Source organism: Streptomyces celluloflavus (genome assembly GCA_000720995.1).
GTDB classification, from domain to species: Bacteria; Actinomycetota; Actinomycetes; order Streptomycetales; family Streptomycetaceae; genus Streptomyces; species Streptomyces celluloflavus.
In genome coordinates this window covers 289044-301145 of the sequence record JOEL01000001.1, presented here as the reverse complement: position 1 = coordinate 301145, position 12102 = coordinate 289044, and the positions used below count along the sequence as shown (strand labels likewise).

Below are 12102 nucleotides of genomic sequence, written 5' to 3'. Positions count from 1 at the left end.
ACGAGAGGGCAGCCCCGCTCAAGTCCGCCACCACCTTGCGGCCTTCCCCGAGATCGCGATGCGGCGAATCCGATCCTCGTCCTGCGAACCTGCGGCGCACACCGTCGATCGACCCCAAAGCACTCTGCCTCGCCACGACACACCACACCTGAGCCGACGATTCGCCCGGATCTACATCACGCCGGGAAGCCAGTCCCCATATACCGGATATACCGGCGCCTCTGTCAGCCGCGTTGCCCCTTCCGTGAACGAAGCGCCTCAACCCCGATCAAGTCGTAGGCCGTGGCATCGTCGAGCCGCCTGATAGGCACGTGATCTCTGTGAGGGGTGGTAAGTGGACATGGCTGCCGACTGGGAGTGGGACGACACCTTGTTCTCGGGTACGGCCCCCTACTACCGGCGCGGCAGGCTGCCTTACGCCCCCGGGCTGGCGGACGTGCTCGCCGAGGTTCTGAAGCTCGACAGGCGAGGACGCCTCATCGACGTGGGATGCGGACCGGGCACCCTTGCCCTGAGCCTGGCGCACTTGTTCAGCGATGTCGTCGGCGTGGACCCGGACAGCGGGATGATCGCCGAAGCCACTCGCGAAGCCGCCGAGCGCGGGGTGACCGGGAAGACGCAGTGGGTGCAAGCTCGGGCCGAGGATCTGCCCGCAGGACTCGGTACGTTCACCGTCGCGACCTTCGGCCAGTCCTTCCACTGGATGGACCAGGACCTGGTGGCGGCAACCGTCCGGGACATGCTCCAGCCCGGCGGAGCGCTGGTGCACGTCTCGGACCTGAAGACGGAGACCCGAACCGTCGACGGCCTTCCGCATCCGGCGGTGCCCTATACGGCAATGGAGGAGTTGGTCAGGCACTATCTCGGACCGGTGCGACGAGCCGGCCGGGGCGTACTGCCACAGGGAACACCCGACGGTGAGGCCACCGTTCTCACCCGGGCGGGATTCTCCGGTCCGCAGCGTCATGTCGTTCCCGGCGGACAGGCACTGACGCGGACGTGTGCCGATGTCGTCGCGGGGGTGTTCTCGATGTCGTTCTCGGCTCCGCACCTGTTCGGTCCGCGCCGCGACGACTTCGAGGCAGACCTGCGTCGACTACTGCGGGAAGCCTCCCCGTCGGGCCGGTTCTCCGAACGCCGGCCGAGCACCGAGGTCTTCGTCTGGTGGAATGCCCCCGCTGAACCGGCACCTACGTCGACTGCGTGAAGCGTCCGCGGAGCCCAGCTCATTGCCCTCCCGAGCAGCGCTGCTCACTTGATGGACGACAACTTCAAGGTCGGCTGAGCCGACCCGGCTGGGTTCGATCCGGCCGAGATGCGCACTGCAAGCAGGGCGCCGATGGCCCGTTGGCCATCGGCGCTCCGGCTTTGGCGGTGTTGAAGAATTGCTGGATTACGACGTCTGGGACGGCTGAGGGGCTCCCAGGAAGTGCAGGAACGCCGCGGTGAGTATGCTCTGCCCGTGCCCCCACCCCAGTGGCCCCCGGGGATCTCGGTGGGGAACACCCGAGCCGGAGTGACGGCCCCGCACATGGCGAGCAGGGGTGACAGCCCGGCTCCAGGCCGACCTTCAGCTCTTGCCTTCGAGCAGAGTGCCCATCCATTCTTCGATGCCGGCGACCGTACGCGGCAGCGCGCCCGACATCAGGCGGGCGCCGTCCGGTGTGATGACGAGGTCGTCCTCGATCCGTACGCCGATACCGCGCAGTTCGGCCGGGAGGGTTTCGTCGTCCGGCTGGAGGTAGAGGCCGGGCTCCACGGTGAGGACCTGGCCCTCCTCCAGAACGCCGTCCAGGTATGTCTCGGCCCGTGCCTTGGCGCAGTCGTGGACGTCCAGGCCGAGCATATGGCCGCTGCTGCACAGGGTGTAGCGGCGGTGCGCATCGCCGTCGGCGTCCTTGAGCACGCCCCAGTCGGCCAGCCCTTCCGCGATGACCCGCATACCGGCCCGGTGGAAGTCGCGGAAGCTGGCGCCGGGACGCAGCGCCGCGATTCCCGCCTCCTGGGCCGCCAGCACCACTTCGTACACCTGGCGTTGAACGGGGTCGAAGCGGCCGGAGAGTGGCAGGGTGCGCGTGATGTCGGCCGTATAGAGGCTGTCGGTTTCCACCCCCGCGTCGAGGAGGAGCAGTTCGTCGCGGTTCAGGCGTCCGTCGTTGCGGATCCAGTGCAGGACGCAGGCGTGGGCGCCGGAGGCCGCGATGGTCTCGTAGCCGGTGCCGTTGCCCTCGGCGCGGGCCCGCAGACCGAAGACCCCCTCGACGCAGCGCTCTCCGCGCGGGTGTGCGAGCGCGCCCGGCAGGGCCCGGACCACGTCCTCGAACCCGGTGGTGGTGTGGTCGACGGCGAGCTGGAGCTGCTCGACCTCCCAGGCGTCCTTGACCAGGCGCAGTTCCGAGAGGGCGGTGGCCAGTTCGGCGTCGGTGGCGGCGTTCCGCCCCGTCGGGGTGCCCAAGGTGTCCAGGTGGGCGCAGCGGAGGCCGGTGAGCCGTTCCGCCTCGGCGAGGTCGGGGCGGCGCCCGACCCAGAACTCGCCGTAGCGCCGGTCCCGGTAGAACTCCTCGTTGCCGTCGACGCGCGGTGAACGCGGCCGCAGGTGGAGCACCGCCTCGTGCCCGTGCGGGCCCGAGGGCTCCAGGACCAGGACGTGACCGGCCTGGTCCTCCCCCGTCAGACCGGTCAGCCAGGCGTAGGCGCTGTGCGGGCGGAACCGGTGGTCGCAGTCGTTGGAGCGGACGGTGAGCTCACCGGCCGGGATGATCAGCCGCTCGCCGGGGAAGTGGGCTGAGAGCCGGTCCCGGCGCGCCGGGGTGACGGCGTACGCGGCGACCCGCGCGGAGTCGGGGAGGGTGGACGAGGCCCAGGCGCTCGCCATGAAGCGGGACAACTCGGCGGAGACCGGCAGGTCATGGCTGCCGGTGTGCAACGCCGGAGCGGGGTGGGCAACGGCTTCGGTCACGAGGGCTCCCTGAAGAGGACGCGAGCGGAAGGTGCGGCGGAGGGTGCAAGGAAAGGTGCTGCGGAGGGTTGAACGGAAGGTGCGTCGGCGGGTGCGTCGGAACGCGTACAGGGTCAGTGCAATTTCACATTACTATGTTACAGCTCGCGCGGCGACGCGCTCCGCCTCGTCATGTTCCGTGTGATGGCGGGACGTTGGGGCCATAGCGCCGAAGTCGGACACGGCACGTCGGCACGGAGCCGAAACCGAAGAACTACTGAACAGGCCGCGCCGTCGGGACGGAGGCCGCACCCTCCCCCGCCCCGCAGCCCAAGATCAGTCGGCTTGACCCGAGCCGCCACCCGCCAGACCGGAGCCGCCGCCCGTGAGGCAGCCGATCAGGAGGGCGAGCTGTTCGGCGTAGTGCTCGACCAGTTCGGGAGAGCTCGCGTCGGCGCCGAACAGGCCGCGGGCCAGCTGGGGGTAGACCGTCAGCGCGTTCGCCGTGCTCATCGTGATGAGCAGCAGTGCGGCCGGGTCGAACCGGTCGTCGAGTTCGCCGGCCAGCTGGCGCTCGCGGATCACCGCCACCTCGTGTCGCAGCCGGGCGTTGCGTTCGGCCGCTTCCTCCTCGTCGTCCTCGCCGGTGTCGGCGAGACCTTCCCAGGCGAGGAGGCGCCCGCCGAGACGGGGGTCGACGCTCACCCGCACATAGCTCTTGATCATCTCGGCGTAGTCCATGTCGTCGGGGAACGCCTGGCTCTCGTAGGCCCGCCATCGTCGGCCGATCTCCCGGTACAGGCCCGCCTTGCCGTCGAAGTAGTACGTGATGAGCTGCTGGTTCACGCCGGCGCGGGCGGCGATCTCGGCCACCCGGGCGCCGGCGAAGCCCTTGGCGGAGAACTCCTCGGTCGCGGCGTCGAGGATCAGCGCCTTGGTGCGCTCCGGGTCACGCTGCCGCTCGTGCGCGGCCGGCGCCCGCCGCGTCGTCCGCCGTGCGTCCGCGGCCCTCTTCTCACTGGTCATGGCCAGGATTCTGCCATCCGACCGGTTAACTTAATCATCCATCTGATTGACAAGCTCATCCAAGCGATTGATTCTGTTGGTATGCATCAGCAGAAGACTCAGGTACTTGTCGTCGGAGGCGCCCTCACCGGGCTGAGCGCCGCCGTCTTCCTCGCCCACCAGGGCATCCGGGCAACGGTGGTGGAGCGCCATCCCGACCTGCTCTTACACCCGAGGCTGCGCGGCATCACACCGCGGACCGTCGAGGTCTTCCGCCAGGTCGGGCTCGGTCCGGCGATCCGCAAGGAGAGCTTCCGCGGCGAGGACGTCGGCTTCGTGCCACTGCGGGCGAACACGCTCGCGGACGAGTACGAACCGGTGGAGGAGGCCAGCCACACGGAGTTCATCGACCCCCGCGCCTTCAGCCCATCGGCCAACGCGGGGATCGACCAGGACCGGCTCGAACTCCTGCTGCGCGACCGCGCCCGCGAACTCGGCGCCGATATCCGGCACTTCACCGAGATGACCTCTCTGGACCAGGACGCCGACGGTGTCACGGTGACCGTCCGGGACCGCGCGAGCGGCGACGAGGAAGTGATCCGCGCGGACTACGTCATCGCGGCCGACGGGTCGAGGAGCCGGATCCGCGCATGGCTGGGGATCGAGACCGACGGGCCGGGAGAGCTGTTCCACACGATCACGGCGATCGTCGACGCGGACCTCTCGGCCGCCGTGCGCGGCCGCAGTATCGGCATCGTCTACCTGCAGAAGCCGCGCCCGTTCAGCGCGGTGATGCCGCACGACGCCGCGGGCTCGCGCTGGCTGTTCAGCACCGGGTACGACCCGCGGCACGAGTCGGTGGCGGACTTCACCGCCGAGCGCGTGGCGGGGATGGTGCGGGAGGCGTCCGGACTGGACGGGGTCGACGTCTCGTTGCTGCCCCAGATACCCGGCACCGACGTGACCGTGCTCGGCTTCCCGGTCGGCGCCCGGGTCGCGCGTTCGTACCGCTCGGGCCGGGTGTTCCTGGCCGGGGACGCCGCCCGCAGCCAGCCGCCCACGGGCGGGTTCGGCGGGAGCACCGGGATCCAGGACGTCCACAACCTGGCCTGGAAACTCGCCGCCGTCCTCACCGGGTGGGCCGGTCCCGGGTTGCTCGACACCTACGACGCCGAGCGGCGGCCCTACGGTGAGCTCGCCATGCGGCAGGCGTTCGCCCGGTTCGGCGACCGGATGGCCGGTGGCGCGCAGGTGGAGCTGCTCGACTACTCGGCGGTGACGATGGGCTTCCGGTACGCCTCGGCGGCCGTGCCCGGCAACCGCGAGACCGCCCCGATCCGCGCCGTCGAGCTGCGTGCGCAACCCGGCACGCGGGCACCGCACCGGCCGACCGCGGACGGCGGTTCCACCCTCGACCTGTACGGCGAGACTTTCGTCCTCCTGGCCGGCCACGACGGCCAGGGATGGGCCGGGACCGCGAAGGACCTCGGTGCCGCGATGGGCGTGGCGGTCCGGGCGTACGTCCTCGGCGCGGACATCGACGTCGAGGACGGTGAGACGGCGCACGGCATCGACGCCGACGGTGCGGTACTCGTCCGCCCGGACGGTTTCGTCGCCTGGCGCAGCCCGTCCGCCGCGCCGGACCCGGCCGCGACGCTCGCCGAGGTCCTCCGCGCCGTCCTTGCCAGACGGGACTGACCACGGCGGGCGCGTCGCCGTCGCCACGGCGGCACCGCCGGTCTGCGGGGTACCGGACGTGATGCCGGGCGAACGCGACCGGCCCCGGGCATCGCCGCCGGACGAGCACGGTCCCGTCGGGCGGGCGCGCACCGCACCGCCGGTGGCCGGCCGTTCACTCGGTGAGGCGCAACAGCACCTTCCCCCGCCGTCCCGGTGCCGCGTCCCGCTCCAGCGCCTGTCGTACGGCGGACAGCGGGTACACGCCCGCCACCTGCGAGGCGGCCGTGCCGTCCAGCACCAGGCCGAAGACCTCGGCCAGGGCGTCGGCGAGCCGGTCCGGGGCCTCGGCCTGAACGGTGTGCACCCAGTCCCGGAGCCGGAACAGGACGATCCGCACATCGCGCCGCTCGGCCGGCAACTGCGGTGGCAGCGGTTGTCCGGAGAGCAGGCCGTAGTGCACCAGGGTGCCGCCGGCGGCCAGCGCGCGGCCGAGTTCCGCGCCCTCCGTACCGCCCACCGCGTCCAGTGCCACATCGAGACCGCGACCCCGGGTGATCTCGTGCAGGGCCTCCCCCGCCGGACGGTCGGCGGTGCACACCGCGGCGGTCAGCTCGGTGCCGGCGAGCCGCGCCAGGCTGTGCGGCCGGCGGACGAGGGCGATGGGCCGGATCCCCGCCCGGTTGAGCATCCGGATCAGCATCCGGCCGATGGCGGAGGCGGCGGCGTTGACCGCGACCACCTCGGCCCCGGTGTCCAGCACATGGTGCCGGGTCATCAGCAGCGCGGTGAGCGGGTTGATGTACGCGGTGGCGGCCTGTTCGTCGGTGAGCTCGGGTCGGACGGCCAGGCACCACCGGCTGTCGGTGACCTTGGTCTGCTGCCAGGCGCCCGCGCTGCCGAGCGGGAGCACCCGCTGTCCGGCCCGGAGGTCCCGCACCCCGGGGCCGGTCTCCTCGACCACCCCGACGCCTTCGAAACCGGGCACGAACGGCAGCACGGTGCGGGAGGCGTACGCACCGGAGATGGTCACCAGGTCGGAGGGGTTGATGCTCGCCAGCACCATGCGGACGGCCACCTGTCCGGGCCCCGGCCGGGTGGGTTCGTAGCGCTCCGTGCCGACCACCTGGGCGGCGGGACCGAACTCCCTGACGATGCCTCGGAGGCTTCGGGACATCGGCGAAGTCCTCACATGGTGGTGACAGTGTGGTGGCGGTCTGGGTACGGTGCTGTGCGCACGGGCCCGGGCCGCCCGTGACCCTACACGGCGAGCGGGGGGTTCGTGCGGCAGCGAGTTCCGTTCTCCGATGTGGACATGCACGGTCATGTGCACAACGGCGTCTACTGCTCCTACGCGGAGACCGCGATCAACGAGTTCCTCCGCGAGGCGGGCCTCTCCGATCGTTTCGACCCCCGGGCCGACTCCCACGGCGTCGTCTACCACGTGAAGAAGATCGAGCTCTGCTACGAGGGTGCGGCGGGCTTCGACGACCTCCTGGACATCAGCGCGGGCGTGCGGCGGATCGGCACCAGCAGTCTGACCTTCTCCGCCGCGGTGGTACGCGCCGGGGACGGGGCGCCGGTCGCACGGGCCGAGGTCGTCTGGGTCTGCGTCGACAAGAAGACCGGCCGGCCCCGCCCCGTGCCCGCGCCGACCCGCGACGCCCTCGCCGCCGTGCCTCCCGCCCCGGAGCCCGCCGCCCCACGGCCCGGGACCGGGGACCGGTAGCCGTGCGGATAGCCCTGGACGGTGTGTCCGTACGGTTCGGCCCGCGCACGGTACTGGACGCCGTCAGCGTCGAACTGACCGAGCGGCGGATCGGCGTGATCGGCGCCAACGGTTCCGGCAAGAGCACCTTCGCCCGGCTGCTCAACGGTCTGGTCCTGCCGAGTGCGGGAACGGTCCTGGTCGGGGCGGACGACACGGCGACGGACGCCCGCCGGATCCGCCGCCGGGTGGGCTTCGTCTTCCAGAACCCGGACAACCAGATCGTCCTGCCCCTCGTCGAGGAGGACCTGGCCTTCGGGCTGCGGAACACCGGCGTGCCCCGTAAGGAGATACCCGGCCGGGTCCGCGAGCAACTGGCGGATCTCGGCATCGCCGCACTGGCCGGCCGGCCCAGCCATGCCCTCAGCGGCGGCGAGAAGCAACTCGTCGCGCTGGCCGCGGTGTTGGTCATGCGACCGGAGACGGTGGTGTTCGACGAGCCGACCACCCTGCTGGACCTGCGCAACCGCAATCGGCTCCGGGCCGTGATCGCCGCCCTGCCGCAGCAGGCCGTCGTCCTGACCCACGACCTCGGTCTGCTCGACGGCTTCGACCGGGTACTGGTCCTCGACGCGGGCCGCATCGCGTACGACGGCCCGCCGCGGACCGCCGTCCCCTGGTACGTGGCGCACCACTCATGAGGATGTCCCTGTACGTGCCCGGCACCTCGCCGCTGCACCGGGTCCCGGCCGGGTGGAAGCTGGCGGTGCTGCTGCTGTGCGGTGTGGCCGTGTTCCTCACCAGGTCCGTGACGCTGCTCGGCCCGGCCGCCGGCCTCGCACTGGTCCTGCTGCTGACCGTACGGGCCCCCCGGGAGCAGCTCGCCCGCCAGTTGCGCGGCCCGCTGTGGGTCCTGGCCGCCGTGGTGGCGGTCGCCGCCCTAAGCGAGTCGGGGCACGCGGCGCTCGTCGTGGGACTGCGTCTGGTCATCCTGCTGCTGACCGCGCTGAGCGTCACCCTCACCACCCGGACCTCCGAACTCCAGGGCGTACTGGAGGTGATGCTGCGTCCACTGGACCGGGCGGGGCTGGTGAACGCGCCGGCCGTCGCGCTCGCCGTGTCGCTGGCGCTGCGCTTCATCCCGGAGGTGTTCCAGCAGTTCCAGGAGATCCGGGAGGCCCAGGCGGCGCGCGGGCTGCGGGGCAGTCCGCTCGCGCTCGTCGTGCCCCTGGTGATCCGGGTGCTGAGGTCGGCGGAGGACATCGCGGCCGCCATCGACGCCCGCTGCTACCCGCCGGCCCGCTCCCGGCACCCCGACCGTGACGACCGGCTCAGCGGAAAGGCACCCGGATGACCGTACGCACCCGACGCCCCATGAGCACTCAGGACCTGGTGCTGATCGCCCTGTTCTGCGCGGTCATCGTCGCGCTGGGGCTGCTCCCACCGGTCAGCATCGCGGTCATTCCGGTGCCGGTCACCTTGCAGACGCTGGGCGTGATGCTCGCGGGAGCGGTGCTGGGTCCCGTACGCGGCGCCGGTGCCTGCGCCCTGGTCGTGCTGCTGACCGTGCTCGGACTGCCGGTGCTCTCCGGCGGCCGGGGCGGACTGGGTGTGATCCCGGGGCCGACCGGCGGGTATCTGCTGGGCTGGATCCCCGGCGCGTTCGTCACCGGGTGGCTGGTGAAGCGGTTCGCGGTACGGGCCGGCGGCCGCCTCACGTCGCTGGCCGCCCACTTCGCCGCCTGCCTCGTCGGCGGACTCCTCGTCGTCTACGCCGTCGGTGTCCCGTGGACGTCGATGACCACGGGCCTGGGAATCGGGAAGGCCGCCCTCGGCGCCGCCTACTTCGCGATCGGGGACACGCTCAAGGCGGCGGTCGCGGCGGCCGTCGCGCACCACGTACGGCGCTCCTATCCGATCGAACCGAGGTGAGCACGGATGCCGGTGGCACATCGGGTCGCGCGGACCGCGGCGGGACCGCGCCAGGAGGAGCCCGCCTTCGTCCTGGACGGGCGGGTGCTGACCCATCGCCAACTTGCCGACCGGGCCGCCGCGGTGGCGGCCGGACTGCGGACCGTCCCCGCCGGCCGCCGCGAGTGGCTGCCGACGGGCGCCCGACTGCTGGCCATCGGCACGGGCAACCACCCGGTCTTCGCCGAACTGTTCACCGGTGCGACCGCGGGTGACGGTGTCTGCGCCGTCCTCGACCCGCAGTGGGGCACGGAGCAGACCGCCGCCGTACTGGACCGGCTCCGCCCCGATCTGCTGGTCCTCGCGGCCGGACAGGACGCGCTGCACGCCGTGGCAGACCGCCTCGGCATCCGGACACTGACCGCCGACGGCGACACCACCCCTGGCACGTACGAGAGATGGCGGGACGGCTGGTCCGGGGCGGCCCCGGCGGAACATCTGCTGCCCGGCGACGACGCCGCCCCTTTCTTCGTCGGCTTCACCTCCGGGACCTCCGGTCTGCCGCACGCCTTCCACCGGACCCGCGGTTCCTGGCGGATCAGCCTCGCCGCAGGCCGACGGGTCTGGGGCCTGGACGCCGAGCAGTCCACGCTCGCGCCGGGACCGCTGGCCCACGGCCTGAGCCTCTACGCACTGGCGGAGTGCCTGGAGAGCGGGGCGGCCTTCCACGGGCTGAGCAGGTTCGACGCCGGGGCGGTGCTGCGGCTGCTGGCGGCGGCATCCGTACGCCGGCTGATCGTGGTGCCGACCATGCTCAGCGCGCTCTGCGCGGCCGCCGGCGGCGCCGCGGACGGCCCGGCGCGACGGTTCACCGGCGTCAAGGCGGTGGTCAGCGGCGGCGCCAAGCTCCCCCCGCGGCTGCTCGCGCCCGTCGGCGCGCTGCTGCCCGAGGCGCGGATACGGGAGTACTACGGCGCCTCGGAACTCGGCTTCGTCACCGTCGGCTCCCCCGGCCCGGCAACGGCCGCCCGCGATGTCGGCACGGCCTTCCCCTCCGTCACGCTGGAGATCCGCGATGCCGAGGGGGTGCCCGTACCGCGCGGCGCGACAGGCATGGTGCATGTGCGCAGCCCTCTGGTGTGCGACGGCTATGTGTGGGGCGAGGGCGGTTTCCGCACCGAAGGGGGCTGGTCCACCGTCGGGGACATCGGCCGGCTCACGGCGGACGGCCGGCTCCATCTCGTCGGCCGCGGCGGCATGGTGATCACCGGGGGCCTGAACGTCTATCCGTCCGAGGTGGAGAACGCCCTCGTCCGGCTGGCCCGGATCGACACGGCGGTGGTGACCTCGGTACCCGACGACCATCTGGGCCAGGCGCTGGTCGCCGTCGTCTCCGGGCCCGGTACGGACGGACTGAGCCAGGCCGCGGTACGCGAACTCTGCGGCACCGTGTTACCGCGCTATATGGTCCCCCGCCGTTTCTTCACGCTTGCCACCTGGCCGCTGACATCGAGCGGCAAGATCGCACGGAGCCGGATCGAGGAGTGGATCGCCCATGACGACGCACGGATCGTCCCGCTCCCGGACGGGCCCCGTGGCTGAGGCCGCCGGACCCGGCGAACTCCCCGACGACCGGCAGCCGGTGGTGGTCGCCGCCCGCCGCACCCCCATCGGCCGGGCGGCCGGCTCGCTGGCCGGGGTCGAGGCGTACCAGCTGGTCGCGGCCGTGATCCGGGACGTGCTGGCCGACTCCCGCGCCGAGCCCGCGCGGGTCTGCGACGTCATCGTCGGCAACGCGGCCGGCGGTGGCGGCAACCTCGCGCGGCTGGCCGCGCTGGAGGCGGGACTGCCGGCCGAGGTCCCCGGCGTCACCGTGGACCGGCAGTGCGGCTCCGGTCTGGAGGCGATCGTCCTCGCCTGCCGACTGGTCGCCGCCGGGGCCGGTGAGGTCTATCTCGCGGGTGGCGGCGAGAGTGTGAGCACCGCCCCCTGGCGGGTGCGGCAGCCCGCACGCCCGGGTGCCCTCCCGGAGTTCTACGCACGGGCCCGGTTCGCCCCGGAGTCGGTGGGGGACCCCGATATGGGGGTGGCCGCGGAGAACGTCGCCCGGCACTACGGCATCACCCGCCGCAGGCAGGACGCGTTCGCCCTGCGCAGCCACCGGCGCGCGGTCGACGCCCGGGAGAACGGCCGCTTCACCGCCGAGATCACCCCGGTGCGGACGGGCCGCGGCACCGTCACCGCCGACGAGTGCCCGCGCCCCGACACCTCGCCGACCGCGCTGGCCGCCCTGCGTCCGCTCTTCGCCGCACCCGGCGAGGGCACGGTCACCGCGGGCAACTCCTGTCCGCTGAACGACGGTGCGGCCATGGTCCTGGTCACCAGCCGGTCGGTGGCCCGTGCGCTCGGCCACCGGCGCGTGCTCGGTTTCGTCGACGCGAGCAGCGCCGGGGTGGACCCGAACCTGCTGGGCACCGGTCCGATCGCCTCGACCCGGCGGCTGCTGGCCCGCCGCCCCGACCTCGCCGCCGGCGTCCCGGGCTGCGCCGGTCCCGGGGGTCCCGTACCGGCCACGGTCGAACGCATCGAGTTCAACGAGGCGTTCGCCTCCCAGGTCCTCGCCTCGCTGGACGCGCTCGGCATCGCGGACGAACGGGTCAACCTCGACGGCGGCGCCCTCGCCCTCGGCCACCCCTTCGGCGCCTCCGGCGCGATCCTGGTGACCCGCCTGTTCAGCCAGCTCGTCCGCGCCCCGGCCGCCGACACCCCGCTCGGCGCCCGGGGCCTGGCCATGCTGGGCATCGCCGGCGGCCTGGGCATCACCGCGCTCTTCTCCGCACAGGGGACCGGCTGAGCGGGCGCC

Annotated in this window: 11 protein-coding genes; 8 read left to right on the top strand and 3 right to left on the bottom strand. The window is 72.5% G+C overall.

Features of this window, described 5'->3' with window-relative positions; genetic code table 11:
- Nucleotides 1-340 precede the first annotated feature (340 nt).
- Nucleotides 341-1207 carry a class I SAM-dependent methyltransferase gene (locus tag IH09_RS01135; protein ID WP_052853436.1) on the top strand — a complete coding sequence of 289 codons (867 nt, stop codon included), beginning with the start codon at nt 341-343 and terminating at the stop codon, nt 1205-1207.
- Nucleotides 1208-1570: 363 nt separating this feature from the next.
- Here IH09_RS01135 and IH09_RS01130 read toward each other — a convergent pair whose 3' ends face one another.
- Nucleotides 1571-2959, bottom strand: coding sequence for an aminopeptidase P family protein (locus IH09_RS01130; RefSeq protein ID WP_318279362.1), 1389 nt, complete (start codon nt 2957-2959; stop codon nt 1571-1573).
- A 315-nt stretch (nt 2960-3274) separates the two neighbouring features.
- The gene (locus tag IH09_RS01125) at nt 3275-3964 is read right to left on the bottom strand and encodes a TetR/AcrR family transcriptional regulator (RefSeq protein WP_052853297.1); all 690 of its coding nucleotides are present in this window, start codon (nt 3962-3964) and stop codon (nt 3275-3277) included.
- Nucleotides 3965-4045: 81 nt separating this feature from the next.
- Between IH09_RS01125 and IH09_RS01120 the strand changes: the two genes are divergently transcribed.
- A complete protein-coding gene (locus tag IH09_RS01120; protein ID WP_052853296.1) occupies nt 4046-5641 on the top strand; it encodes an FAD-dependent monooxygenase in 1596 nt (531 codons plus the stop codon).
- 154 nt (nt 5642-5795) lie between these two features.
- Here the strand turns inward: IH09_RS01120 and IH09_RS01115 are convergent, their stop codons facing one another.
- Entirely contained in the window at nt 5796-6797 is a 1002-nt protein-coding gene (locus IH09_RS01115; protein WP_052853295.1) for a zinc-dependent alcohol dehydrogenase family protein, read from the bottom strand.
- A gap of 105 nt (nt 6798-6902) precedes the next feature.
- Between IH09_RS01115 and IH09_RS01110 the strand changes: the two genes are divergently transcribed.
- Genes IH09_RS01110 through IH09_RS01085 form a run of 6 tightly spaced genes read left to right on the top strand, consistent with a single transcriptional unit; the run spans nt 6903 to nt 12093 of the window.
- Nucleotides 6903-7349 (top strand): acyl-CoA thioesterase, encoded by a 447-nt coding sequence (locus tag IH09_RS01110; protein ID WP_052853294.1) that lies wholly within the window; start codon nt 6903-6905, stop codon nt 7347-7349.
- 2 nt (nt 7350-7351) lie between these two features.
- Entirely contained in the window at nt 7352-8029 is a 678-nt protein-coding gene (locus IH09_RS01105) for an energy-coupling factor ABC transporter ATP-binding protein (protein ID WP_052853293.1), read from the top strand.
- Between the two features lie 2 nt (nt 8030-8031).
- The gene (locus IH09_RS01100; protein WP_240150963.1) at nt 8032-8682 is read left to right on the top strand and encodes an energy-coupling factor transporter transmembrane component T family protein; all 651 of its coding nucleotides are present in this window, start codon (nt 8032-8034) and stop codon (nt 8680-8682) included.
- Between the two features lie 20 nt (nt 8683-8702).
- Complete coding sequence (locus IH09_RS01095) at nt 8703-9260, top strand: biotin transporter BioY (RefSeq protein ID WP_110951979.1); 558 nt, start codon at nt 8703-8705, stop codon at nt 9258-9260.
- A 6-nt stretch (nt 9261-9266) separates the two neighbouring features.
- Nucleotides 9267-10841 carry an AMP-binding protein gene (locus IH09_RS01090; RefSeq protein ID WP_052853290.1) on the top strand — a complete coding sequence of 525 codons (1575 nt, stop codon included), beginning with the start codon at nt 9267-9269 and terminating at the stop codon, nt 10839-10841.
- On the top strand, nt 10795-12093 hold the full coding sequence (locus IH09_RS01085; RefSeq protein ID WP_110951978.1) for a thiolase family protein: 1299 nt from the start codon (nt 10795-10797) through the stop codon (nt 12091-12093). The genes IH09_RS01090 and IH09_RS01085 overlap by 47 nt, the downstream gene beginning before the upstream one ends.
- Nucleotides 12094-12102: the final 9 nt, after the last annotated feature.